This is a genomic window from Shewanella sp. 0m-6 (genome assembly GCF_052977325.1).
Map to the genome: position 1 here is coordinate 195477 of NZ_JBRIMD010000004.1, position 25795 is coordinate 221271.

At 44.3% G+C, this 25795-nt stretch carries 30 protein-coding genes; 15 read left to right on the top strand and 15 right to left on the bottom strand.

Translation table 11 applies throughout. The features are described 5' to 3' along the window. Positions 1-64: 64 nt before the first annotated feature. The 12 genes from mgtE to ACVBJC_RS04865 form a co-directional block, all read right to left on the bottom strand. A complete protein-coding gene (gene mgtE / locus ACVBJC_RS04810) occupies positions 65-1429 on the bottom strand; it encodes a magnesium transporter (RefSeq protein ID WP_447159644.1) in 1365 nt (454 codons plus the stop codon). Positions 1430-1525: 96 nt separating this feature from the next. Further along, the gene (locus ACVBJC_RS04815) at positions 1526-1801 is read right to left on the bottom strand and encodes an HPr family phosphocarrier protein (RefSeq protein ID WP_447159643.1); all 276 of its coding nucleotides are present in this window, start codon (positions 1799-1801) and stop codon (positions 1526-1528) included. After that, positions 1788-2642 (bottom strand): RNase adapter RapZ, encoded by an 855-nt coding sequence (gene rapZ / locus ACVBJC_RS04820; RefSeq protein ID WP_447159642.1) that lies wholly within the window; start codon positions 2640-2642, stop codon positions 1788-1790. Before rapZ ends, ACVBJC_RS04815 begins: the two co-directional genes overlap by 14 nt. 207 nt (positions 2643-2849) lie before the next feature. After that, positions 2850-3293 carry a PTS IIA-like nitrogen regulatory protein PtsN gene (ptsN, locus tag ACVBJC_RS04825; RefSeq protein WP_447159641.1) on the bottom strand — a complete coding sequence of 148 codons (444 nt, stop codon included), beginning with the start codon at positions 3291-3293 and terminating at the stop codon, positions 2850-2852. A 2-nt stretch (positions 3294-3295) separates the two neighbouring features. Beyond that, complete coding sequence (hpf, locus tag ACVBJC_RS04830; protein WP_447159640.1) at positions 3296-3583, bottom strand: ribosome hibernation promoting factor; 288 nt, start codon at positions 3581-3583, stop codon at positions 3296-3298. A 29-nt stretch (positions 3584-3612) separates the two neighbouring features. Then, positions 3613-5076, bottom strand: coding sequence for an RNA polymerase factor sigma-54 (locus ACVBJC_RS04835; RefSeq protein ID WP_447159639.1), 1464 nt, complete (start codon positions 5074-5076; stop codon positions 3613-3615). A 136-nt stretch (positions 5077-5212) separates the two neighbouring features. Continuing rightward, a complete protein-coding gene (lptB, locus tag ACVBJC_RS04840; RefSeq protein WP_447159638.1) occupies positions 5213-5944 on the bottom strand; it encodes an LPS export ABC transporter ATP-binding protein in 732 nt (243 codons plus the stop codon). Continuing rightward, positions 5941-6480: a lipopolysaccharide transport periplasmic protein LptA gene (gene lptA, locus ACVBJC_RS04845; RefSeq protein ID WP_447159637.1), complete on the bottom strand. Its 540-nt coding sequence runs from the start codon at positions 6478-6480 to the stop codon at positions 5941-5943. The genes lptB and lptA overlap by 4 nt, the downstream gene beginning before the upstream one ends. Before the next feature lie 70 nt (positions 6481-6550). After that, the gene (lptC, locus tag ACVBJC_RS04850) at positions 6551-7108 is read right to left on the bottom strand and encodes an LPS export ABC transporter periplasmic protein LptC (protein WP_447159636.1); all 558 of its coding nucleotides are present in this window, start codon (positions 7106-7108) and stop codon (positions 6551-6553) included. Then, positions 7105-7656, bottom strand: coding sequence for a 3-deoxy-manno-octulosonate-8-phosphatase KdsC (gene kdsC, locus ACVBJC_RS04855; RefSeq protein WP_447159635.1), 552 nt, complete (start codon positions 7654-7656; stop codon positions 7105-7107). The genes lptC and kdsC overlap by 4 nt, the downstream gene beginning before the upstream one ends. A gap of 1 nt (position 7657) precedes the next feature. Continuing rightward, a complete protein-coding gene (locus ACVBJC_RS04860; protein WP_447159634.1) occupies positions 7658-8635 on the bottom strand; it encodes a KpsF/GutQ family sugar-phosphate isomerase in 978 nt (325 codons plus the stop codon). Positions 8636-8681: 46 nt separating this feature from the next. Beyond that, complete coding sequence (locus ACVBJC_RS04865) at positions 8682-9641, bottom strand: calcium/sodium antiporter (protein WP_447159633.1); 960 nt, start codon at positions 9639-9641, stop codon at positions 8682-8684. Between the two features lie 174 nt (positions 9642-9815). Here ACVBJC_RS04865 and ACVBJC_RS04870 point away from each other — a divergent pair, with 174 nt between their 5' ends. The 11 genes from ACVBJC_RS04870 to ACVBJC_RS04920 all read left to right on the top strand — a co-directional run bounded on the left by ACVBJC_RS04870 (position 9816) and on the right by ACVBJC_RS04920 (position 18509). Beyond that, positions 9816-10628 (top strand): ATP-binding cassette domain-containing protein, encoded by an 813-nt coding sequence (locus ACVBJC_RS04870; RefSeq protein ID WP_447159632.1) that lies wholly within the window; start codon positions 9816-9818, stop codon positions 10626-10628. After that, a complete protein-coding gene (mlaE, locus tag ACVBJC_RS04875) occupies positions 10615-11400 on the top strand; it encodes a lipid asymmetry maintenance ABC transporter permease subunit MlaE (RefSeq protein ID WP_447159631.1) in 786 nt (261 codons plus the stop codon). The genes ACVBJC_RS04870 and mlaE overlap by 14 nt, the downstream gene beginning before the upstream one ends. Positions 11401-11475: 75 nt before the next feature. Next, positions 11476-11946 carry an outer membrane lipid asymmetry maintenance protein MlaD gene (gene mlaD / locus ACVBJC_RS04880; RefSeq protein WP_447159630.1) on the top strand — a complete coding sequence of 157 codons (471 nt, stop codon included), beginning with the start codon at positions 11476-11478 and terminating at the stop codon, positions 11944-11946. Between the two features lie 29 nt (positions 11947-11975). Beyond that, complete coding sequence (locus ACVBJC_RS04885) at positions 11976-12644, top strand: MlaC/ttg2D family ABC transporter substrate-binding protein (RefSeq protein ID WP_447159629.1); 669 nt, start codon at positions 11976-11978, stop codon at positions 12642-12644. Beyond that, a complete protein-coding gene (locus ACVBJC_RS04890) occupies positions 12644-12937 on the top strand; it encodes an STAS domain-containing protein (RefSeq protein WP_447159628.1) in 294 nt (97 codons plus the stop codon). The genes ACVBJC_RS04885 and ACVBJC_RS04890 overlap by 1 nt, the downstream gene beginning before the upstream one ends. A gap of 13 nt (positions 12938-12950) precedes the next feature. Beyond that, entirely contained in the window at positions 12951-13202 is a 252-nt protein-coding gene (locus tag ACVBJC_RS04895) for a BolA family protein (protein WP_447159627.1), read from the top strand. 21 nt (positions 13203-13223) lie between these two features. Continuing rightward, positions 13224-14486, top strand: a complete 1263-nt coding sequence (murA, locus tag ACVBJC_RS04900; RefSeq protein WP_447159626.1) for a UDP-N-acetylglucosamine 1-carboxyvinyltransferase — start codon at positions 13224-13226, stop codon at positions 14484-14486. Positions 14487-14627: 141 nt separating this feature from the next. After that, positions 14628-14915, top strand: coding sequence for a hypothetical protein (locus ACVBJC_RS04905; RefSeq protein ID WP_447159625.1), 288 nt, complete (start codon positions 14628-14630; stop codon positions 14913-14915). Then, positions 14884-16032, top strand: a complete 1149-nt coding sequence (locus ACVBJC_RS04910; protein ID WP_447159624.1) for a sensor histidine kinase — start codon at positions 14884-14886, stop codon at positions 16030-16032. The genes ACVBJC_RS04905 and ACVBJC_RS04910 overlap by 32 nt, the downstream gene beginning before the upstream one ends. Next, positions 16010-16648, top strand: a complete 639-nt coding sequence (locus tag ACVBJC_RS04915) for a response regulator (protein ID WP_447159623.1) — start codon at positions 16010-16012, stop codon at positions 16646-16648. Before ACVBJC_RS04910 ends, ACVBJC_RS04915 begins: the two co-directional genes overlap by 23 nt. 190 nt (positions 16649-16838) lie before the next feature. Beyond that, the gene (locus ACVBJC_RS04920) at positions 16839-18509 is read left to right on the top strand and encodes an Ig-like domain-containing protein (protein WP_447159622.1); all 1671 of its coding nucleotides are present in this window, start codon (positions 16839-16841) and stop codon (positions 18507-18509) included. 688 nt (positions 18510-19197) lie between these two features. Here the strand turns inward: ACVBJC_RS04920 and degS are convergent. The 3 genes from degS to ACVBJC_RS04935 all read right to left on the bottom strand — a co-directional run bounded on the left by degS (position 19198) and on the right by ACVBJC_RS04935 (position 22309). Continuing rightward, positions 19198-20280 (bottom strand): outer membrane-stress sensor serine endopeptidase DegS, encoded by a 1083-nt coding sequence (gene degS / locus ACVBJC_RS04925; RefSeq protein ID WP_447159621.1) that lies wholly within the window; start codon positions 20278-20280, stop codon positions 19198-19200. Positions 20281-20422: 142 nt separating this feature from the next. Then, entirely contained in the window at positions 20423-21778 is a 1356-nt protein-coding gene (locus tag ACVBJC_RS04930) for a DegQ family serine endoprotease (protein WP_447159620.1), read from the bottom strand. Between the two features lie 165 nt (positions 21779-21943). After that, entirely contained in the window at positions 21944-22309 is a 366-nt protein-coding gene (locus tag ACVBJC_RS04935; RefSeq protein WP_442529498.1) for a ZapG family protein, read from the bottom strand. A 295-nt stretch (positions 22310-22604) separates the two neighbouring features. Here ACVBJC_RS04935 and zapE point away from each other — a divergent pair, with 295 nt between their 5' ends. From zapE to ACVBJC_RS04955, 4 genes are all read left to right on the top strand, one after another. Then, positions 22605-23714, top strand: a complete 1110-nt coding sequence (gene zapE / locus ACVBJC_RS04940; RefSeq protein ID WP_447159619.1) for a cell division protein ZapE — start codon at positions 22605-22607, stop codon at positions 23712-23714. A 364-nt stretch (positions 23715-24078) separates the two neighbouring features. Then, positions 24079-24510 carry a 50S ribosomal protein L13 gene (gene rplM, locus ACVBJC_RS04945; protein WP_012278742.1) on the top strand — a complete coding sequence of 144 codons (432 nt, stop codon included), beginning with the start codon at positions 24079-24081 and terminating at the stop codon, positions 24508-24510. 14 nt (positions 24511-24524) lie between these two features. Then, a complete protein-coding gene (rpsI, locus tag ACVBJC_RS04950; protein WP_249000655.1) occupies positions 24525-24917 on the top strand; it encodes a 30S ribosomal protein S9 in 393 nt (130 codons plus the stop codon). A gap of 665 nt (positions 24918-25582) precedes the next feature. Next, a complete protein-coding gene (locus tag ACVBJC_RS04955; protein ID WP_447159618.1) occupies positions 25583-25771 on the top strand; it encodes a DUF2065 domain-containing protein in 189 nt (62 codons plus the stop codon). Positions 25772-25795 lie beyond the last annotated feature (24 nt).

A 25795-nucleotide genomic window follows, 5' to 3' on the forward strand; every position in this document is an offset into this window, starting at 1 on the left:
AAAAGGCCGCAATAGCGGCCTTTTGATTAGTCTTTAATAACTAATTTGATAACGAACTTGATAACTAGTTAAGTAAGAAAATCGTGGCTAAGCCTAGGAAGGCAAATAAGCCAATCACGTCGGTGACAGTGGTTAATACCATCCCCCCTGCTAATGCAGGATCGATGTTCATCCTCTTTAGCATAAGAGGGATCGTTGCCCCTGCAAGACCCGCTACCGTCATATTGATGAGCATAGCGCCAGCAATCAAGGCTCCCAAGGCGATATCGCCTTTCCATATCCATACAGCGACAAAAACGAGAACAGACCACAGCAAGCCGTTGAGGAAGCCAATGGCGAGCTCTTTACCTATCAACCAGCGAGAATTGCTTTTACCGATTTGGCCAAGGGCAATACCGCGAATAACCAGAGCTAAAGTTTGGTTACCAGCAACGCCGCCCATACTGGGAACAATAGTCATCAGAATCGCGATCGTGGCAAATTGTTCAATCGTGCCTTCGAACATATTACTGACTGATGCCGCGAGTAATGCCGCGAATAAGTTAACGGTTAACCATAGTGAGCGGCGAAAGGTACTTTTTAATACTGGACCAAAGGTATCAGTATCGTCGTCCATACCTGCCATGCCCATCATAGAGTGTTCGGCGTCTTCACGAATAACGTCGACCACGTCATCGATGGTAATACGGCCAAGTAGCTTGTTGTCAGCGTCGATAACGGGGGCCGACACCCAGTCATGTCGTTCAAATAGCTGCGCCACTTCGCTGTCAGACATGCCAATAGGGATCCCTTCAAGATCCGATACCATTATTTCACGTACTGAGGCGTTTGGGTCACAGGTCAGCAGATCTGCAATACGTACACCACCTAACACGCTGTCTTGTTTATCGACCACATATAGCATGTCTGTGGCTTGCGGAAGTTCACCGCGGATCCGCAAGTAGCGCAAAATCACGTCGATATTGACGTCTGGCCTTAAGGTAACCGTATCGGTATTCATCAAGCTGCCAGCAGTGTCGTCAGGGTATGACAGCGCTTGTTCGACACGCACGCGATCTTGCTTGGTCATTGACTGCAAAACTTGCTTAAAGATGCTGTCAGGCAGGCTTCGCAAAATATAGGCTAAGTCATCGGTGTCCATGTTTTCGGCGGCTTTTGCAACGCGCTCTGGACTCATCTGAGCAATGAGACTGTCTTTAAGCTCTTCACCGAGTTCGTCGAGGATTTCACCTGTGTGTTCCTGGTCAATCAGTTGCCATAGCACTTGACGAGTACGAGGTGGAGAAGATTCGAGAATAAAAGCAATGTCCGTTGCAGCCATATCCTGCAACATGTTGCGGACGTGGACAAACATACCGTTGCCTAATGCTTGAGTCAGCTGATTGAGACGTTGGTCAGTTGTTTGATTATCTAAGACTTCAATCGGCATAGCTCCCTCACTGGGTCGTTTTAAAGGCGCTTATCATAACGTAACTCAAGAGTATTTATGTGCGGTAGCTAGGAAATTCATTAGGAAAATAACGAATTAATTATCTTCATCAAATCTGGCATCAATTAATTGGCAAATGGCATCGAGCGCTGCTTGGGCGTCTGTCCCGGTTGCAACGAGTTGTACCGTTTTTCCCATTCCTGTTTCTAACATCAATAAGCCTAGTACACTTGTAGCCGAGGCTTGTTTCTCACCTTGAATGATGGTGATCTCAGCATCAAATTCGGAGGCTAAAACAACGAGTTTTGTGGCAGCGCGAGCGTGAAGACCTAGTTTATTGCAGATGGTAACTTCACGTTCAATGGTCGGCATTTTTTAGCTCACGGTGGCGGACTTGTATTTTATGTTTGCCATCTTTGAAGTGAGCAGCAAGGCGCTCAGTGATATAAACCGATCGGTGTTGGCCACCGGTACAGCCAATCGCAATGGTAAGGTAGCTACGGTTGTTACGTTCTAGATCGGGTAACCAAGTTTCGAGTAGATCTTCAATCTGTTTAATAAACAGGTTGACCATTGGGCGTTCATTTAAGAAATCTTGTACTGGTTGGTCGAGCCCAGTCATAGGGCGCAGGTCGGGCTCCCAATGTGGGTTTGGCAAAAATCGTACATCAAACATAAAGTCAGCTTCGGTTGGCATACCATGTTTAAAACCAAACGATTCGAAGTTGATCATCAACTCTTTATCAAGATTGCCAAGTAGGATCTCACGCACCTGATCATTAAGATCGTAAATGTTGAGATTTGAGGTATCGATATAATGATCGACAATGTTGGCTAGCGGCTCTAACAAGCGACCTTCTAGCGCAATGGCCTCTTTAAGCGAAATGTTATCGTGCGATAAAGGGTGCAGACGACGGGTCTCGTTATAACGTTTAAGTAGCACTTCATCGCTTGAGTTAAGGAAAAAGCTTAATAACTCGACCCCATCAGGCAGAAAAGTGAGGTGCTTAACCAGCTCATCTTTCTTTTCTGGCAGGTTACGAATATCGACACTGATGGCGACAAGCTTAGTGTTACCCGATAGCTCTTTGAGTAAGGTCCCCATCATTGGCAAGGGCAGGTTATCGACACAATAATAGCCGAGATCTTCTAGCATTCTTAATAGAACGGACTTACCTGAACCGGAGCGACCTGAGACTAAAACAAGCTTCATCGTATGATTACCTGATAGACATTAAACAAAATGTATGATTTTTGTGGTTATATTGTGTAAGTGTATAGATTAACTTTTTTAAGGCTGAAAGCAAGAAGTTGAGCGGGTGAATAAGAATAAATAATATTGCTGTAATAATTACTTAGGTCTTTAAATCATTTACCTTTTGTGTAAAAAAATAAATAACTTAAAGACCTGAGTAGTTAGCTATTGGGTAATGACTTGGTATAGCTCTGATTCATTGCTGGTCTTTCTCAACTGCTTAACCACCGCTTTATCGTTGAGTTTTTCAGCCATACAAGACAGTGTTGCTAAATGTTGCTCACACTGATCAGATGGCACCAATAAAGCAAATAGAATATCGACAGGCTGCTTATCGAATGAGTCAAATGGGATAGGAACTTCACATTTAACCAATACTGCAACTGGACGTTCTATATTCGACAGCCTTCCATGAGGAATCGCTATACCATTACCTATTCCCGTGCTACCCATTTTCTCTCGTGCCAAGAGACTTTCAAAGATCTCTTGTGAAGAAAGGGTTGGGTACTGGACAGCGGCAATGTCACTGATTAACTCCAGTACTTTTTTCTTACTGCCCGGAGTGGCGCAGGTAGTGCACTCCGGCTGCAGGATGGTACTTAGTTCCATCGTTAGTGTTTAGTCAGCTTCTCTTTGTGTTTAATAACCTGACGATCTAGTTTATCGATCAGGGAGTCTATTGCAGCATACATATCTGCATGTTCCGAAATAGCAAATACTTCCCCTTTTTTAAGGTGAATTTTAGCTTCGGCAATCTGCTGCATTTTTTGTACATTCAAAATAACGTGCACATTATTGATCTGATCGAAATGTCGTTCAAGCTTTGTAAATTTCTCTTCTACATAACCGCGTAGTGAATCGGTGATTTCGATGTGATGTCCTGTCAGGTTGATTTGCATTATCGATCCTCCATGTGCCTAATTTTGAGTTATAAACTCTTACGTTGGTTTGAGGGCGGGATCAGCATCGCTTCTCGATATTTTGCAATCGTACGTCTAGCAACTTTAATCCCTTGTTCAGCCAGAAGCTGGGCCATTTTGCTATCGCTTAACGGTTTCCTCTGGTTTTCAGCTGCGACTAATTTCTTAATAAATGCCCTAATTGCTGTCGATGAGCATTCTCCGCCATCGTCGGTACCCACATGGCTTGAGAAGAAATATTTTAGTTCAAAAATGCCCCTTGGGGTGTGCATGTACTTCTGTGTGGTAACACGTGAAATGGTAGATTCATGCATTTCAACAGCTTCGGCAATGTCATTGAGTACCATAGGTTTCATGGCTTCTTCACCGAACTCAAAAAAGCCTTGCTGGAATTTGACGATACAGTTTGTCACTTTCAATAAGGTGTCGTTGCGGCTTTCCAGGCTCTTTATAAACCACTTAGCTTCTTGCAGGTGGCCACGGATAAATTGACCGTCGGCCTGATTCGTTGTGCTACGCGCCATTGATGCGTAATGCTGATTAACATTAATCTTAGGCATATAGTCAGGATTTAGCTCTACCACCCAGCGACCTTTTTTCTTGCTGACAGACACGTCGGGAATGACGTATTCATCTTTACTGCGTGCAATGGCAAGCCCAGGTCTTGGGTTAAGAGTTTGGATCAGTGTGATCGCCTCACGTAAATCATCCTCTTTGAGTTTTGTTTTACGCATTAACTGCCTAAAATCACGCCCCGCAATAAGGTCTAAATAGTCTTTAATCAGTAATCTTGCATTTTCAATGTGCGGTGTATCTGCGGCATATTGTGCTAGCTGGATAAGTAGGCATTCACTTAAGTTGCGGGCGGCAACACCGATAGGATCAAAATGTTGAATTCGTTTTAAAACGGCTTCGACTTCATCGAGTTCAGTTTCAGGATCGCCCATCGCTTCGAGAATTTCGTCACAGCTCTGGGTTAAATAACCTCGTTCATCGATCGCATCAATAATCGCGGTGGCGATAGCAAGATCGTTATCTGAAAATGGGGTGAGGTTCTTTTGCCACTCAAGATGCTCATATAAGCCTTCGCTAGTCTCGCCTTGGAATGGCATGTCATCTTCACGACTTACGCCTGAGCTAGCATTAGAGGAAACGGTGTAGACTTCATCCCAAGTGGTATCCATAGGCAGGTCATCGGGCATGGAATCTTGGGTGAGGGCTTCGGAGGTGTCAACGCTTGCGCTATCTTGGGTGAGTTCACTATTAGAGTCATTTACAGAGTGATCTTCATCGTTGATCATATCGCCATCTGACTGCTCTTCATCTAGCTCCAGTAACGGATTAGAATCTAATGCTTGTTGGATCTCTTGTTGCAGCTCTAAAGAAGACAGTTGTAACAGGCGAATGGCCTGTTGTAACTGGGGAGTCATAGTGAGCTGTTGACCCATTTTGAGCTGGAGTGACGCTTTCATTTTACCGCTATTCCCTACACTGTAGTTAAACGTTAAAGCTCGTTGAACTGGCGAAGGTTGCTCAAAAACTCAACACGTTGATTTTTTTTGGAAATAATTCCATATTGAGTTTTTCAGCTTCCATACTGTGAATTAACTATAGCCTGAATTGTTCACCTAAGTACACCGCTCGAACCTGTTGGTTGTCCAAGATTTCGGCAGGTGTACCTTCAGCAATCAGATTTCCGTGGCTTACTATGTAAGCACGCTCACAAACGTCCAAAGTTTCGCGAACATTATGATCGGTGATCAGTACGCCCAGACCGCGACTCTTAAGTTGTTCAATAATTTTTTTAATATCGATAACTGAAATGGGGTCAACACCCGCGAACGGCTCATCTAACAAGATAAACTTTGGATTAGCTGCGAGTGCCCGAGCAATTTCTACCCGGCGGCGTTCGCCTCCAGACAATGCCATACCTTGGCTGTCACGAATGTGAGTGATATGAAACTCTTCGAGTAGATGCTCAAGTTGTTCTTCACGTTGCTCGTTATTGATGTCATGACGAGTCTGTAAGACGGCCATGATGTTGTCACGTACTGACAGCTTTCTAAAAATACTGGCTTCCTGAGGTAGGTAACCGATACCTTTACGGGCGCGTAAATGCATAGGATCGAGCGTAAGATCGTCATCATCAATAAAGATCTTACCCTTATCACTCTGTACTAGGCCAACCACCATGTAGAATGTCGTTGTTTTACCTGCACCGTTTGGGCCAAGCAAACCAACAATCTGACCTGTCTTTACGGTTAAGCTAACATCTTGTACGACGGCACGATTTTTATAGCTCTTAGCAAGATTGACCGCTTTTAAGGTGATTTGGTTCATTGCTGTTCCTGCTTTTTCGCTGGCGATTCTGGTTTCTCTTCCTGATAGGTTTCAGGCTGAATAATGGTGATAACTCTGTCATCGCCCTTGCCAGTACTTTCTGCAATAAGCTGTTGCAAACTGATGTTGTATTTAATGCGGTTACCTGTGACCTGGCTACCGTCTTGCGCTAGGGTGGCTTCGCCTACTAAGGTGAGTGTGCGCGTAGCAAGTTCGTAGCGGATCTCTTTTGCGCTAGCCGTTGCCGGGCGTCCATCATCCATTATTTGGGTGTAAGTGGCTGGGTTACCAGTCGCCACAAGCGTTTTACCGCTCTTATCTTCTTTTGAGAAAACCCGTAGCTTATCGGCATTCATCTTGATTGTGCCCTGAGTGACTTCGACAGGCCCAAAAAAGATAACCTGATTATTCTTGATATCAGCTTCTTGGCTAGCGGCCGCAATTTTCACCTCTTGCATCAGGTCATCAACTTTAGCAACAGAGCTGAAACTGAGCAGACAAAATAGGCCTGCAAGGATAGATTGATTGTATTTCATAGCGTCCTTCTACTCAGCTAAAGCGTTTTCTTTAGCTAGTATGAGTGTAAAATTGTTCAATATGTTGGCGTTACTGAGCTTCGTAGATACCTTCTACTTGGCTGATTAGTTTTACGCTCTGGGCATTCAGGTCGGCATATAAGCCTACACCTTGAATGACGAATTCGTTGCCAGTGACGTGGATAATTTCATCTGACGTCATGATCATAGTATTCAAATCAAGATCTAAATAGCTGGTGCTTAACGTCTGTATCGGCTCTTCTGGGCTAATCGAGTCGATAATAACATTGTTTTCTAGCGTTACCTTGCCAGTGACTTTATTCAGGCTGCCTTTATCACTTTTAAGTCGCCATTCGGCTAGGCCATCATCAGGGTAAATGAGATAAACAGGCTCAGTAAAATAGGTCATATTGACGCTATCAAAGTGTTCCATGTGTTTCGCTGTTACTTCGCTATTGATGAAGCCTAACTCGTTATATTCGATGCTACGTAGATCATCGATAATATAGTCGGGTCGCTGACTTGTATCGATATTCAGCTCCTGCTCGCTTTTTTTAGACTGAACTTGCCAATAGAGCAAAAGTGCAGTGCCAAAAAGTGCGATTATCGCAAGGGTGACGCGGTTCATATACTCATCCCATGAGCTGAGTCAAACTTGTCTTGGCTTAATAGTAGTAAATCAGTGAGTTCGCGTAGGGCGCCGTGGCCGCCTTTAATATGGGTGGTCATTTTTGCATGTTGTTTTACATATGGGTGACCATCGGCCACACAAACGGAAAGACCAACCTGCTGCATAACGGGCAAGTCCACCATGTCATCACCAATATAAGCGACCTCTTCAGGGCTAACATTATAAAGTGATAGCAGTTCATTATAGGGGGCTAACTTGTTATCGACACCTTGGTAGATGTGGGTAACGCCTAGAGCGGTAAACCTGTCTTCAACGATTTGTGATTTACGACCGGTGATAATCGCCACTTGGATGCCACTAGATAATACTGAGCGTACGCCATATCCATCACGAGTATGGAATGTTTTAAGTTCTTCACCGCTGTTGCTCATATAGACTAGGCCGTCGGAAAACACGCCATCAACATCGCAAATGAGTAGTTTTATCTTGCTGGCTGCTTGCCAGACTACATCGCTAATAGGGCCGTATAAACCTTGCTTGGACATATTAAATTACTCCTGCTTTGACCATATCTAGCATGTTTAATGCGCCAACAGGCTGTTGTTTGTCGTTAATCACGATTAAACCATTAATACTCTTAGTATCCATGACTTTTAATGCTTCTGCTGCAAGCACGTTATCGGTAATGGTGACGCAGCCTTTAGTCATCACCTCTGCGATAGGAGTAGTGCGTAAATTGACTTCAGCGTCGATAACCCGGCGTAGGTCACCATCGGTGAAAATACCGACTAAGGTGTTGCTGGCATCAACAACCGCTGTCATGCCTAAGCCTTTTTTAGAGATCTCGTACAGCGCCTCAGTAATACAGATATCATTTTGCACACTTGGTAACTCACAGCCCTTATGCATGACATCACTGACTTTAAGTAGCAATTTTCGCCCTAGGCTACCGCCGGGGTGAGACAGTGCAAAGTCATCTTGAGTAAAGCCGCGCGCTTGCAATAACGCAACCGCTAGGGCATCGCCCATGACTAATGTTGCTGTGGTGCTCGACGTTGGTGCAAGCCCAAGTGGGCAAGCTTCTTCTGGTACTTCAATGCAAAGGTGCAGTTGCGCCAGCTTCGCCATATTAGAATCTGGCTTACCCGTGACAGAGATCATTGGCAGCCCCATGCGCTTAATGACTGGCATTAAGGTTAAGATCTCACTCGACTCACCTGAATTTGAAATCGCAAGTACGATATCGTTCTCACTCAATACGCCTAAGTCGCCATGGCTAGCTTCACCGGGATGCACAAAAAATGCAGGTGTACCTGTGCTGGCTAGTGTGGCTGAAATCTTGTTGCCAATGTGTCCTGATTTGCCCATGCCCATCACGATAACTTTACCTGTGCATTGCAATATTAATTGGCAAGCTTGGGCAAATTCTGAAGAGTCAATGTACTGATACAGATTATCGAGTGCTTGTTTCTCGATATCGATGACCTTAGTACCCCATTGGCGTAGTTGATTTGCATCTACCATTTCTTGGTCTCTCTTTAAATTGCTGCTTAACGTATCGCACCCATTGCTAAGATAGGAAGAGTAATGCCTGGTATGCGATAAATGTAATAAGTAATACTACGCCATGCCATGGTTTTAGCTGTCTGGCGCGTCCAGATAATAAGATCAGTATTGCAAGTGCGCTGCTTGTTGCAAGCACCATATAAAAATCACGGGTACTCGCCGCTGCATCAACAGCGCCAGGCGCTATAATGCCAGGTATAGCAAGTACCGCTAGAATATTGAATAAGTTTGAACCAACTATGTTACCGATCGCAAGGTCATCTTCTTTTTTTAAGACTCCGGCAATACAAGCGGCGAGTTCTGGCAGACTGGTACCGACTGCAATAATGGTTAAACCGATAACTAAATCAGACAAATGATACGCTTTAGCGATCCCTACTGCACCTTGTACCATCCAGTCTGCGGATAATGGTAACAATACCATACCCACAATCAGCCATAAAATGGCTTTACCCGTTGGGACGTCGGCAGGCACTTCGCTTTCTGCTTCAACGGCTAATGCATCTTTGTCTTTACTGTTTAAGCCATGCCAGATTAGGTAACCCATTAAAGCGATAAATAGCACTAATAAGCTAATGCCTTCGATACGGGTTAAAAAACCATCGTAAAGAAAGTAACCTACAATCACTGTAGCGACTAGCATCATTGGGATTTCACGTTTGAGTGTCTGTGAGCTCACCGAAATTGCGCCGAGCAAAGCGGTGATCCCCAAAATTAAAGTGATGTTAGCGATGTTAGAACCTAGTACGTTACCAATTGCGGTATCAGTCATGCCTTCGAGTGATGCGGTCGCCGCAACGAACATTTCAGGAGCCGAACTCCCCATAGCGACAATCGTTAAACCAATAAGCATTGGCGGTAAACCAAGGTTACGAGCAAAGGCTGCTGCACCGTAAACAAACTTATCGGCACTCCAAACAAGGGCGCCTAAGCCTGCGACTAACATAAAAATATTAAATAACATCGATTCTTAGTATTTTGGGGTATAGCCGCGTATTTTCGCTGTAATTGAAGAAAAATGAAAGTATTGAGGTGAGATAGTCTTGATTTGGTTGTGCCTCTTTAGTCAATTACGTACAATTTCTCCCTTTCCGGTACGGAAAACGGAAGTTTCCATTATTAGATGCAGGGTGCTTGCATGACTGAAATCCCCAAAACATTGGTTGAAACTCAAGGTATGACCTTTAGCCGCGGCGAACGTGTCATTTTTCAAGATGTCAGCCTGTCGATACCTCAGGGTAAAGTTACCGCGATCATGGGCCCAAGCGGTATCGGAAAAACCACACTACTTAAGCTTATTGGTGGGCAGTTAACCCCTGATAGCGGAACAGTAAAATTCGATGGCGTAGACGTACATAAGTGCAGCCGCAGTGAACTGTTTGCTCTGCGTAAACGTATGAGTATGCTGTTTCAAAGTGGTGCGCTGTTTACCGACATGAATGTATTCGATAATGTTGCTTTTGCACTAAGAGAGCATTCAGGTCTACCAGAAGAGATTATTCGCCGAATCGTATTGATGAAACTCGAAGCCGTAGGGCTTAGAGGCGCCGCGCAGATGATGCCGACAGAGCTGTCCGGTGGTATGCAGCGCCGAGCAGCATTAGCACGCGCAATTGCATTAGAACCTGAGATGGTGCTTTACGATGAGCCATTTGCGGGGCAAGATCCGATCTCTATGGGAGTGCTGGTTAAGCTTATTCGTGAACTGTCAGATGCACTCAATCTCACTTCTGTTGTGGTATCTCATGATGTGGTAGAAGTGCTTGGCATTGCAGATTACGTCTATGTGTTGGCAGACAAGCGCATTATTGCTCACGGTACACCAGAAGAGCTGCGTTTGGCCGATAATCCGCAATTAAAGCAATTTATTGGCGGCGAACCCGACGGCCCGGTGCCGTTTCACTATCCTGCAGAAGATTATAAGAAGGAACTACTCCGTGAGCTTGATTGATCAAATTGCGCGATTAGGTAAGTCTGCAATTGAGTTAGTGGTAGGGCTTGGACAAGCCGGCTTAATGCTATGGGGCGCAATTGCACATCGCCCAAGATTTCGAAAAGGCACCCCATTACTGCTAAAGCAGTTGTATGTTGTGGGCGTGCAGTCGATGGTGATCATCTTGGTTTCGGGTCTGTTTATCGGCATGGTACTCGCGCTGCAGGGCTATAATATTCTTGTGGGCTTTGGCACTGAAGAAAGTCTTGGGCCGATGGTGGCTTTGAGCTTATTAAGGGAGTTAGGCCCGGTAGTGACTGCGCTACTGTTTGCTGGCCGAGCAGGTTCGGCGCTAACGGCAGAGCTTGGTCTAATGAAGAGTACCGAACAGTTGGCGAGTCTAGAAATGATGGCTATCGACCCGCTTAGGCAAATTATTGCACCACGTTTTTGGGCGGGAGTGATCAGTTTGCCATTGCTAGCCTTGATGTTTACTGCTGTAGGGATCTATGGTGGCCACATAGTTGGTGTGGAGTGGAAGGGCATTGATAGTGGTAGTTTTTGGTCGATATTGCAGGCGTCAGTTGAGTGGCGACAAGACATTGTTAACTGCATTATCAAGAGCTTTTTATTTGCGGTGGTGGTGACATGGATTGCACTTTATCGTGGCTATCATGTTATCCCTAATCCTGAAGGGATTAGCCGTGCAACGACGCAGACGGTAGTTCAATCGAGCCTAGCAGTTTTAGCATTGGACTTTTTGCTGACAGCGATGATGTTTGGCCAGTAATTTTTACGGTGACGCAGGAAGCTTCCACGTCGTTAATTATTGTTTAGATTTATTGAATAGAGTGGTAAATGAGTTATGTTGACAAGGAAAATTGAGATTCTAGTCGGTCTATTTTTATTGTCCGGGTTGGCAGCCTTTTTAGTATTGGTGTTTAACGTTGCCAACGTCGAGGTCAAATCGGGCGATAGCAGTTATACGCTGTACGCCAAGTTTAGTAATATTGGTGGTCTTAAGGTACGCTCTCCCGTTAAAGTGGGTGGCGTAGTGGTTGGTCGTGTGAGCGAAATCAATCTTGACCCTGAGAAGTTGGTGCCAGTAGTCAGCATCGCCATGGATAAGCGTTATCAGTATTTTCCTGAAACCAGCACCTTATCTATTTTAACCTCAGGCCTGTTAGGTGAGCAGTTTTTAGGGCTAACGCCAGGGTTTATGGACGACGATATTGAATTGTTAGCCGATGGCGACAGTATTGAGGACACCCACTCAGCACTAGTATTAGAAGACTTGATTGGTCAGTTGCTGTATAGCATGGGTTCAAAGGATTAACCTTCGGTAAGCTATTGGAGTATACGAATATGTTTAAAAGTATTTATCGCAGCATTATGTTCGTCTTGATGGCGGTGTGTAGTCTAGGTGCGCAGGCTGCAGACGCAGTGGCAAGTGCTGATATCGACCAAACCAATCCTTTTACTATGGTTGAAGAGGTCGCAAATAAGACCTTTGCGCGTTTTCATCAAGATGAAAAGCTGATTGCCTCAGATCCGGATCATTTAAAAGTGATTGTGACGGAAGAGTTGATGCCGTATATCGACTATAAATACGCATCTTATAAGGTGTTAGGCCAGTATTTACGTGAGACGAGCAAAGATCAACGTGACCGTTTTGTTGAGGCATTTCGAGACTATTTGGTTTCAACCTATGCGCAAGCGTTTACTGAATATACCGACCAAACTGTAGAATATGGTAGAGCTGAAGATTTTGCCGATGAAAAGTTTGTCAGTGTTAATGTGCAAGTTGTTGAACAAGGCCGCCCTCCAATTAAGTTGCAGTTTAAAGCGCGTCGCTTAAAAAACGGTACATGGAAAGCGTTTGACTTAGTTGCTGAAGGGGTAAGCTTGTTATCATCGAAGCAATCAGAGATTACTAACCTTGTTCGCCAACAAGGTATTGAGTCAGTGATAACCATGCTCAAAGAACGCACCGCTGAGCGCATTGACTTAAACGCCAAAGAGAAACAGAGTTAGTGGCAAGTTTTAAGCAGCAAGGGATTAACTGTGCGGTATCGGGTCGACTAGATCAAGATGCGGTACGTAGTCTATGGAATAGCCGCAATAGTATTTTAGCGCCAGAGACTGCATTTTTGCAGCTTTCTGGCATTGAGTATTGTGACAGCGCCGGGGTGGCATTTTTACTTGAGTTCGTCAGTATATTTGCCGCCAAAGGTGCAAGCCTTAAGTTAGTCTCGCCTTCAGAGCAGCTTAAGAAATTTATTATATTATATGATTTAAACGACTTCTTTATTGAAGAAGCTAAGTAAGGTGAATAGTTCCATGGAATGCAAAGAAATTGAAACCATCCTTTTAGACGCGCTTTCTTTAGAGGAAGTTAAAGTGACCCAAGAAGGGACACACTACAAGATTGTTGCTGTAGGTGAGTGCTTTGACGGCATGGGACGAGTGAAACAACAACAGACAATTTACGGCCCATTAATGGCCCGCATTACTAGCGGTGAGTTACACGCTATTACGATTAATGCATTCACGCCAACACAATGGAAGCGTGAAAAAGTTTTTAATATGTAATCGCGGATTTAGAGAGTTAAAGTGGATAAATTAAAAATAGAAGCAAGTGGTGCACTTGCTGGAAACGTGGTTATCTCAGGTGCTAAAAACGCTGCCTTGCCAATCTTAATGGCGGGCGTGCTGGCCGAGACAGACTTCAATGTTTCTAACGTACCAAATCTAAGAGATGTGAACACAAGCTGCGAATTGCTTCGCTGCTTAGGTGCTGAAGTGACTCGCTCTGGCACAGATAAAGTGTGTATCTCAACAACCAATCTAAATGAGTTTTGCGCGCCGTATGAGTTAGTAAAAACCATGCGTGCATCGATTCTTATTTTGGGCCCTTTACTTGCACGATACGGCACTGCCGATGTGTCTTTGCCTGGTGGCTGCGCCATCGGTGCGCGCCCAGTTAACTTGCATTTGCAAGGTCTTGAGCAGATGGGCGCACAGATTGAAGTGCAAGAGGGCTACATTAAGGCTCGTGTTGATGGCCGCCTAAAAGGCGCGCATATCTTTATGGATATGATTAGCGTTGGCGCGACAGAAAACTTGCTAATGGCAGCATCATTGGCCGATGGTGAAACCATTATCGAAAACGCTGCCCGTGAGCCTGAAGTGGTCGATCTGGCAAACTGCTTGATTGCTATGGGTGCTAAAATTGAAGGTGCGGGTACCGATACCGTGCGTATTCAAGGTGTTGAATCGCTAAAAGGCTGTGATTACAAAGTCATGCCAGATCGCATTGAAACCGGTAGTTTCCTGGTTGCTGCGGCTGTGACCCGTGGCAAAATCCGTTGTACTAAAGCGGATCCTAAGTCACTTGAAGCGGTTTTGGCAAAGCTTGAAGATGCAGGCGCAAACATCACCACAGGTGATGACTGGATTGAGTTAGATATGCAGGGCAAGCGCCCTAAAGCTGTCAATATCAAAACAGTGGCGTACCCAGGTTTCCCTACTGATATGCAAGCGCAGTTCTGTGTGTTAAACGCACTCGCTGAAGGCACGTCAACCATTACCGAAACGATTTTTGAAAATCGCTTTATGCATGTTCCTGAGTTAAGCCGTATGGGCGCAACGATGGAGCTTGAAGGCAATACGTGTATTATTCATGGTATTGAAAAGCTTAATGGTGCTCAGGTGATGGCAACGGATCTACGTGCGTCAGCAAGCTTAGTGATTGCAGGCCTTGTGGCTGAAGGAACTACTATCGTCGATCGTATTTACCACTTAGATCGTGGTTACGAGCATATTGAAGACAAATTTAAGGGATTGGGCGGACACGTCGAGCGCGTTAAGTCTTAAGATAAATCCTGGTGCAACAAAGAAGCCACTTAAGTTTTTTACTTAAGTGGCTTTTTATTTTTTGAACTCACGCAACTTACAACCTGACGAAACAAGAAGCAGATCAAATCATACTTAATAGGTAGGTGCTAAGGTGTACCCATGCCTGTTTTTGTCACGTTTAATATTTATCTTTTCTACGGCCTCGTTTTTTTCTCGATGGGCTGCGCCGTCCTGTTTCGTAACTTTCGTTATAGTCAGCTAAAAATTGCCCCCACATTATGGGCGCTAGCGGTTTTTGGGTTTTCCCATGCGTTTCATGAATGGTCAGAGCTTTACGTGCTCATTTTTTCCGATGATATCGCACCTGACACAATGGCTCTGCTTGGTAAAGCTATTTTTATCCTACGCGGCCTTGATGGTATTTGCTTGGTTGATATTAACCATTAGCAATAAACGCCTTGCTTATATCGGACATGGACTGATTATCGCCTTGTTGCTTAGTTACGGTTATTTAGTGATCCCTGACTTGCACCACCTCTCAGTGAACAAAACCGGGTTTGAAGAAGCGAGCCGCTATACGCGTAGCTTGATCGGGTTTGGTTCTGCGGCTTTAGCGGGTATTGGTATGATGGTTTATGGCAACAGTTTGCGTCAAGATGAGCATGGTTATGGTCAGTACTTTGCTCTTTGTGGTGTTGGGTTAATGATCTACGGAGTGCTATCAGGTTTGGTGCCCACGGATTATCATCATAGCGTACCTGTGTTAAGAACCTTAGCCGGTGGTCTTATCTTAATTGCACTGTTTAAGGCGCTTAAAGTCTTTGATGTAGAAAAAGAGCAAGCCACAGAAGCAAAACTTAAGCGAGCTATTGAAGCTGATAAGTACAAGGCGATTGGTCAGTTGGCCATGGGGGTTGCCCATGAAATTAATTACCCGCTAGCCTCATCGACATTAGCGCTCGATCTTTGGGAGCGAAAACACCCACAAAGATCAGAGTCTGAAGCCAATTACTTAAGCCGCGTCCGCCTAGGGATTGAAAGAGCCTCTTCAATTAGTAAAGAGTTACTCAGTTATGCGAGGCCTGCTTCGGGCAAGCGTAGTTTTATCGCCATTAACAATGTACTCGATTCGGCCGTAAAGTTACTGGCACACCGCACTAAGCAGCATCACATTGAGCTTGAATGCAGTGCGAGTATCATTTTATATGCAGAAAAAATTAAGCTCGAAGAGCTGTTTATTAATTTGCTTTGCAATGCCATTGACGCCTCTCATCCCCATAGCGCTATTCTTATAAAAGCCACTCAAGATGATGAGAAGGTCCATATTTCAGTTGAAGATTCGGGTAACGGCATGACTCCTGAGCAACTGTCTCGTGCAACAGAACTGTTCTACTCCAGCAAGGCAATAGGGCAAGGTGCGGGTTTAGGTTTAGCGATTTGCGAGCAAATCGTGTCTCTACATAATGGGAAAATGCATATTGTGAGCCTTGTAAAGAACAAGGCACACGAGTTGAACTCACTTTTTATCGGGGGCACCATTCATGACCGCAATTTTACTGGCTGAAGACGATATTGAACTGAGCGAAAATATAGTTGAAATTCTAGAGTTAGAAGGGTTTTCCGTTACAGCAGTGACGAGTGCTGAAGCAGCGATTGAGGCGAGTGATAGGCAGCACTTCGATATTGCATTGATGGACTTGTTGATGTCTGGTATGACAGGGGTTGAAGCAATTTCTAATTTGCGTCAAAACCAGCCTTTAATCGCAGTAATAATTATCACAGCCTATGCGACTGTCGATACCGCTGTGGATGCCATGAAAAAGGGCGCAGACAGTGTGATGACTAAACCCTTTAAAAGCCATGAGCTGATCGTAACGATAAGACGAAGTCTAGCCGAGAAGCAACTATTTAAGAGTCGTAGCGATCTTGATCCAGATTTAGTTTACAGCGCGCTGGCAAACCCTTACCGGCGTAAAGCACTTAAAGTGTTAGCTGCCCATAAAGGGGTTAAATTTATGGATCTTTGCCGCTTAGTTGAAATTGAGGACCATACTAAGTTTAATTTCCACCTACGCCAGTTAAAGAAGGCTGGGCTTGTTACGCAAAATGAGAACAAGATCTACATTCTGACCAATACTGGTCAATTTGTGATAACAAATCACAACATTTCTCATGGTTAAAATATCTTATTAAACAATGCTCTAGTCGGTAGTTGATAACTATAGTTCACAACTCTTTGGTAGCAGTGAACTCTAGTTATCTATCTCTTTAGTAGTAACTCTTCAATACTTGAAACATGTCCAAAGAGGCATATCAATCGCCATTCCCTGCAACGTTGGCGATGTGAATAGCAATGTTGAGGATGAACTTATGAACACAACAATTCCATGTAAAAAACTATTACTCGCGAGCATGATAACCATGTTGGTTGCTTGTGGTAGTGATAACGATAATGAAAATTTACCCGTTGAGAATACTCCCCCTGTCGCTGTGGCCGATATTGCCAATGTGTTGGCAACTGAGGTTGTTACAATTGATGTGCTTGCCAATGATACCGATGCCGATGGTGATAGCTTAACTATTGTTTCTGTTGACTCTGATAGTGCCGTGATAAAAGGCGGTAAGGTTGACTTCACGGCTGGCTCTGAAGCGGGCGAAGTGAAGTTTAACTATACAATAACCGACGGCACTGATGAGGCTTCAGCTGTGGTGAACGTGACAGTTGCAGCACAACCTGTGCCGGAGCCACTTACTTATGTTGGCAGCGCGGCATGTGCGGGATGTCATAGTGGTAAATATGAGACCTTTAGTAAAACAGGTCATAACTTTAAGATCCAAAAAATTGCTAACGGTGAGCAACCTGCTTTCCCCTATACTCCTGAGGAGTCGATTACAGGAGCTATTAACTTACTTCAATTTGCAGGCCCTGATGCTGACGGTACAACGAACAATGCCTTAGGTGCACCAACAAGCTATGACGATGTTACTTATGTCGTCGGTGGTTACCATTGGAAGATGCGCTGGTTAGATGCCGATGGTTATATCGTTACTGGTACCAATGTGCAGTACAACATACGTAACGCAGAGGGTGAGCTTAATATCCCCGATAACCACCTTAATGACCCCGATGTGATGGGTAACTATAAAACGGGGGATATGAACTACCAATACAAGTGTGGTAATTGTCATACTACTGGTTGGAAACGCACTACCGAAGGAGATGATGTTCGTAATCTAGAACGTCAAGATGACCTACCAGGTATGGGCGGCACATTTGCTGAGCAAGGTATTCAGTGTGAATCTTGTCATGGCGCGGGTAGTGAACATATCGCTGCACCATCAAAAGATAATATCACTAAGATAGTTATGGCCCGCACTACGGAAGACTTCTTAGCTGAAGATATGGCTTTTGGTAAAGCGGTTACTTGTGCTGAGTGTCATACTCGTGATGGTGAGAAAGATTATCCAACTTTTGTCAGTGCTTATAACGTTGCCTTCCCTGACGGTAGCAAGGTGGGTGGCCGTATTATTGCGAAAGGTGGATTAGCGCAGCATCACCAAACTGGCGATGAAATGCTAGGTGTGGTTCCTGAGGATCATGGTACTTACAAAGCGGGCGAAGAGATTGGTCCTAAGAAAGATATGACTTGTACCACTTGTCATGACTCTCACAAATCAACGGTCAATCAAGACAGCGCTGATGGTTTACACACTGGTGCAGTGAAAGAGTGTACCACTTGTCATGATAAAGAGTTTGCTGAAAACACTTGGGCTGCTGGGCCGCATAAAGCCGCTGAGTGTACGGATTGTCATATGCCAAAGCTTGCCAAGAGCGCCGTCACTCATTTAGGTGAAGATGGCACAACAGTATTTGGTGATGTGAAGTCTCACTTGTTCACTATTGACCTTGACCCCGCTGCGAAGCAGTTCACCGAAGATGGCAAGTTCCAAATGCCATGGTCTACCGCACAATACTCTTGTGGTGAGTGTCATGCAGACTATACACAGAGGGCTGAGGCGTTACCTAAAATCCATAAATAACAATAAGCTCATCATCATTATTTAGTCCCTCCCGGCAAGCCACGCTAAGCTATTTAGCGTGGCTTTTTCTGTGGGGATTTCGCTGAGTAACACACCGCGAGAGTGAATAAGGTTTAATCTGAAACAGATGAGCGGTTGCCTACAGTTTGTTAGGCTGAGATTTAGGGAAAGTAGAAAAGGAGAACATCATAGTTTTATGGATGAGACTCGCTATCTTAGCCGGGTTAATTTGCGCAGCGATAGGGTGTTATGTGGCGGGAATGGCAAAAGGTGTAACAGGCTTCGTTATTTTAGGCGTGCTATCTGAATTGGCATTTTGGGTTGGTCTGTTCAAACAAAATAGCAGGTTCTAGGAGAGGCTAAGAAAGATCCTCGGTTCTAGGAAAGCAGGAAAAGCCAAGAAGGTAAAGCCAAGAAGGTAAAGCCAAGAAGGTAAAGCCAAGAAGGTAAAGCTAAGACGGTAAAGGCCAATTGGGTTGAGACTGTTAAAGCTGGTACAAGAGCAAGTCGATTCAGCAAGAGAATAAGCATTAAATGAAAAAGGCAAAACAGCTGATGCTGTTTTGCCTTTTCGCGTTTTATGTTTTGCTAGAACCTAGAACCTAGAACCTAGAACCTAGAACCTAGAACCTAGAACCTAGAACCTAGAACCTAGAACCTAGAACCTGTTAGTGCTTAAGCCTAGAACCTAATTATAGTGAACTGGCTTTTCGCCTATCACTACAGGGACCTCGTAGGATTTCCCCTCTCGAATAACGGTCATCATCACTTGTTTACCCGGTGTGGTTTCAGCAATTCTATCCATCAGCATCTCTACGCCGGGAATAGACTCGCCTTCATATTTGGTTATCACATCGCGAGGCTGTAATTTAGCTTTTGCAGCAGGACCATTAGGGTCAATTTCGGTAATCACGACACCCGTTAGATCGGGGATATTTAATATTTGCGCCATAACAGGACCGACGGCTTCACCACTAATGCCAAGTGCGCCACGTATAACGCGGCCATTTTTAATCAGCTTACCCATAATGCTGTGGGCTAGTTTAATTGGGATGGCAAAGTTAATACCGTGTCCACCACCTTCGCCACCAATCTGGAAGGCTGCGGTGTTAATACCAATAAGTTGGCCAGCGGTATCAATGAGTGCACCACCTGAGTTGCCGGCATTAATGGCTGCATCGGTTTGCAAGAAGTCTAAATACCCAGAGCTCAAACCGTTACGACCCGTTGCGCTGATGATCCCTTGGGTAATGGTTTGTCCTAGGTTGTATGGGTTACCAATAGCCAGTACGACATCACCAACACGAGCCGGGATATCTAGGCTCACAGGTACAACAGGAAGGTTATCACCTTCAACTTTAAGTACCGCTAAATCGGTTTCAGGATCGGAACCAACCACTTCAGAGGTGAATTTTCTGCCATCTTGCAAAGCCACAACGATTTCATCGGCTCTTTTGATGACATGGTAGTTCGTTAATATGTAGCCTTCAGAGCTCATGATCACGCCAGAACCTAATCCTTGAAGGGATCCAGGATTTAACGGCTTAGATTGATCGATGCTCAGACTATAAATATTGACGACAGCAGGTGCTGCTCTGCGCACCGCCTTAGAGAAAGACAGTTCGTTGCTACTTGTGGAGACTCGGCTGGTAATGCCGTTGGTTAAGCTCTGGCCGGTAATCAGTGGTAAAACAAAAATAATAACTGCAGCCATGATAAGGCCAAAAATAATGGCTTTACCGACATATATAAGAGCGTCTTTGATGATCATGTCTGAGAGTAAATGCTGAAAAGATGAATTATATTAACATGTTTGTACTAGCTTGTACTTAGTACCCAATGATAATGCGTTTTAAATGCTAAAAAGACAGCCGAGCATTACGTTCGGCTGTTTGTTACAAACATAGTGATGACTATCTAAGGATCAAATAAAGACTTGTGTTATCGCGCTTAATTTTTAACGCGACAGACCCTTTTTGATCTTCGAGTGCCGATTTAAGCCCCTTTAGATTTTTCACTTTAGTACGGTTGACGCCAACAATCACATCGCCCTTTATTAAGCCACTTGCAGCTGCGGGTGACCCCTGAGCGACATCGGTAATTTCAACACCAGAGGAGTTGCTTGTTTCAAGTTTAGCCCCTTGTAGCATTGGGTGTACGGCTCCAGCTGCTGCCTCAGCAGATTGAGTTGATTCACCAAGAATCGCAGTAACGGTTTCTTCGTCTCCGTCACGAATAAGGCCAAACTCAACTTTTGAACCCGCGCCCATAGTCGCCACTTTCGCTCGTAACTCCTGGAAGCTTTTAATGCTGCGCCCGTTAACGCTAACGATAATGTCGCCGACTTTTATACCGGCTTTATCGGCAGCACTGTCAGGCATAACTTCATTAATAAAGCCGCCATGCTGAGTTTCAATACCAAAACCTTTCGCTAGCTCACTGGTTAAATCTTGGCCCATAACACCGAGAACGCCGCGGCGTACTTCACCGTGTTCAATAATTTGTTCGACTAAGTTGTTCACCATGTTGGCGGGAATGGCAAAGCCTATTCCCACGTTGCCGCCGCCGGGAGCGACGATAGCGGTATTAATACCGATAAGATCACCGTTAAGGTTAACTAAGGCGCCACCTGAGTTACCACTATTGATTGCAGCATCGGTTTGAATAAAGTTTTCTAGCATTTCGATACCGAGGCCGCTTCGACCCATGGCACTGACAATGCCTGAGGTGACGGTTTGCCCAAGGCCAAATGGATTACCAATGGCTACGGCAAAATCGCCAACCTGCAGCTCGTCTGAATCAGCACGCTTTAACGCTGTAAGGTTTTTAGCTTTGATCTGCAGCAGGGCAATGTCAGATTCGGCATCGGCGCCAATCAGTTTTGCTTCTATTTCACGGCCATCGTGCAGGCCTATAAGGATCTCATCTGCACCTTCAATTACATGGTTGTTGGTAACGATATAGCCTTCGTCTGCGTCAATGATTACCCCTGATCCCAAGCCTTTAAATGGGCGCTCCTGCACTTGCTCGCGTGGCGCATTAGGGCCAAAGAAATAGCGAAAAGCATCAGGTACTTTTTGCTTAGAAACATGGGTGCCGGACACTGCCACAGCAACAACTGCAGGTGTTGTTTTTTGTAGCATTGGGGCTAAGCTAGGCAACTCTTGCCCATTAACGGCCAAGGGAATAGCGGCTTGGGAAACCACTGGGGCCAATGTCAGTGCTGCGCCTAATATCGCTGCTGAAAGTAAGGATAATTTTGTCTTCATTTAAATATTACTCCAATTTTTCAAAACTAAATTGAATGGCTCTTCAATATAAGTGCTGCGCTAGACACTGATACGTAAAGAGCTTTTCATTCATATTGTTTCGGACTCAAGTGAGTATCAAAAAGTTCATCAATTATTAATAAAGGTTAATTTATCCCCACAATCTCAGGCAAGGGTAGGCTGTGGTTCTTCAAGCAGCTCTGCTTGATTATCGATATCTTTTCCTTTGTCAGCAGACAGTAGCTTTAATTCTGGTAGTTGTTTGTCTGTGGCCGGAGATGTAAACAGCTTAGCTGATGCATTCCACTGCTGGTTAACTCGGTTTAGTTGTGCGCTCAGCTCTGCAAGCTGTTTATAGTGGTCATCGAAATGATCTGATACTTCTTGTTTATATTGGCTTAGTTCAAGCTGTGTTTGCTCTAACTGTTCATTATTGTTTTTATGTCGATTATTTTTGGCTAATAAAGTATGGCCTAGATAGCCGAATACGCCACCAATCACAAACGCGGCAAGGGTTAATGCCCACTCCATATAGACTCCTAAATATACTGATATGATGTTGATGCTGCCAAATATACATCGCAGCTTTCTAGCGTGGTACTGTTTACTGAAGAATCCACTAAAAATAAATCGTCATACGGATCAATGTTTAGCAGAGTAGAGCTGATTTGTATCAATCTCCTATAAATATTGGGCGATTTACGTGTATAGGGCAGATATGCATTGCGGCTTTGTTGCGTGCTAGTATATTACGCATAAAAAGACGTCAAACGGCTCACATTGAGTTGATTTGTGTGTAACCCCTACAATATAGAGAATGATTTACGTGTCGCAATTAACCCCCTGGCAGCATTATCAACAAGACTTAACCCGAGATGACTTTTCACATGACGCTGCACAAGAACAAGCCGTAAAACAGTTACAACGGGTCTATGATGATCTGCTTGCTTTAAATTCTCACCCACTAAAGAGTGGCGGTCTGTTTTCATTTTTTAGTAAAAAACACAAGCCTGCAGTTCAAGGCTTATATTTGTGGGGCGGAGTAGGGCGCGGAAAAACCTATCTTATGGATACGTTTTTTGATGCTTTGCCGGGCGATAAAAAGTTACGGGCACACTTTCATCGCTTTATGCACCAATTACATATTGATCTTGCCGAGCTACAGGGTCAAAGAGACCCGCTGATTATCATCGCTAAAAAGATGGCGGCACAATACCAAGTGATTTGCTTCGATGAGTTTTTTGTCTCAGACATCACAGACGCCATGTTGCTCGGCACCTTATGTGAATCACTATTTGCAGAAGGGGTAGCATTGGTTGCAACCTCTAACATTATACCTGATGAGCTGTATCGTAATGGATTGCAGCGCGCGCGTTTCCTACCCGCTATTGCGGCTATTAATAAGCACTGCGATATATTAAATGTCGATTCTGGTGTTGATTACCGTTTAAGAACGTTAGAGCAAGCTGAAATATTCCATTCACCGCTTGATGCGAAAGCTGAGCAGAATTTGCATGAGTACTTTGAAAAGTTAGCGCCAGAGTCAGAGGTCTCGACCCAAGGATTAGAAATTGACGGCAGAGTGATCGATATACGTCAGCAAGCTCAGGGCGTCTTGCTTATCGACTTTAGAGCGTTATGTGATGGCCCAAGAAGTCAACGCGACTATATGGAAGTCGCCAGACTTTACCACACGGTATTACTCAGTAATATTGAGCAGATGGGTGAGCATTTGACTGGAGATGATATTGCTCGTCGCTTCCTGGCAATGGTAGATGAGTTTTATGAGCGTAATGTTAAGTTGATTATCTCATCGGCGGTATCACTAGAAGACATTTATACAGAAGGTTTACTTAGCTTTGAATTTAGGCGTTGTCGGTCAAGGCTAACAGAGATGCAATCCCATGATTATCTTGCTTTAGAGCATATCCCCTAAAGGTAAATCAGCTAAATAGCGTAAACTCTTTAAAAATAACCGAGTAGAGACAGACAATGTGGCACGTTTTTGGACCGAGTGCCCTTGATATGCGGATAGCGGCAAACAGTAGGTTAACGTTTTTTGAAATAGAGCAAGCGTTGGCCAACAATGATTTAAAACTGATAAGAATTAAACTAAAAAAACAGGTGATTTTTAACTCAGCTTTGTCTATAATCCGCAACCTGCCCTCGTTATCCACCATTTAGGTGGAAGTTGTAAAGCCTAATTCTTTGCTCGAAGGGGCGGGGAATGGCATTTTTTGTGTTTTTGCCAATAATGGCATAAGCATGTGAGACAGAATTTTAACATTGGGTTTTTGTAAATGAAGACTACTTTTACTGCTACACCAGAAACAGTCACTCGTGATTGGTTCGTCGTTGACGCCGAAGGTAAAACTTTGGGTCGTATCTCTACTGAAATCGCTTCTCGCCTACGTGGTAAGCACAAGCCAGAGTATACGCCTCATGTAGATACTGGTGACTACATCATCGTTATTAACGCTGATAAAGTTGCTGTGACTGGTAACAAAGCTAAAGGCAAAGTTTACTATTCACACTCAGGTTTCATCGGTGGCATTAAGCAGATCACTTTTGAGAAGCTACAAGCTCATAAGCCTGAAATGATTATCGAAAAGGCTGTTAAGGGTATGCTACCTAAAGGTCCATTGGGCCGTGCCATGTTCCGTAAGCTTAAAGTTTACGCTGGTACAGAGCATAACCACGCTGCACAACAACCTCAAGTACTTGATATCTAAACGGGATTATAGCAATGGCTGCAACTCAATACTACGGCACTGGCCGTCGCAAAACATCTACTGCTCGCGTATTCGCTAAAGCAGGTACTGGTAACATTATCGTTAACAAGCTACCTCTAGACGAATACTTCGGTCGTGAAACTTCTCGTATGGTTGTTCGTCAGCCTCTAGAGCTAGTTGAAATGACTGAGAAGTTAGACATCATGGTAACTGTAAAGGGTGGTGGTAACACTGGCCAAGCAGGTGCAATCCGTCACGGTATTACCCGTGCGTTGATGGAACTTGACGAGTCTCTACGTCCTTCTCTACGTGCTGCTGGTTTCGTTACCCGTGATGCTCGTAAAGTTGAGCGTAAGAAAGTTGGTCTACGTAAAGCACGTCGTAAGCCACAGTTCTCTAAGCGTTAATTTTCGCTTTCAGAATTCAAAAAGCCCAGCTATATGCTGGGCTTTTTATTGCCTAAAATTTACCATCATCGCTGATGGTGTCTCTTTATTTTGCTATAACAGTTAGCTTGAAAAGCGTTAAGTGCTAGCTTGTCACGAGTGCTTTAGGGCTTATACCAATCCGTATAATAATGTCAGCTACTTAAGAGTGTTTGTTGGCGAACGAATTCAAGGCCAATGGCGGGTAGAATGCTTGCTTCCTCCCACTGAATGAACAGATACTTAGTGCAATTGGTATGAGTAGCTAAAACACATTCTAAATGGCGAGTTTTACTGCTTACGATGTTGTGTTAACAGGCTTAAAGGTCTCTTCACTTGTTGCGAATAGCATGGTCTTGTATGTTCTCTACATACATAAGAGATTTCCTCCCTATCTGGATGGTCAGGCGCTGCGAATGCCATAAATGCACGACTATATGGATATAGGGAGTAGAGTAACGCAGGAGCTGTTACCGAGACGCAACTAATAACACAGCCTCTGCAGCGTTAAATTCTCGCAGAGCGAGTAGATCTTGATACAGAATAGGTATTCGTTTGATAGCTTGGCTCCGAAGTGCTTTTGATTAGTTTAAGTACTTTATTGCGGTTTTATCCGCTAGATTGTTCACCCTAAGGAACACATTGTTATGTCTTTTGAGTTAATCATGATGTCATTGGGTTTTGTGTTAATTATTGAAGGAATTGGGCCACTTTTGTTTCCAAATCGTTGGCGGGCCTACTTAAAAGAAATTTCCAATCAAAATCAGCAACTTTTGCGAAGGTTAGGTGGTTCTTTAGTCACTGTTGGTGTGGTGTTATTGATTATTTTTTCATAAATTACTTGCCTACCGCCCCTATAG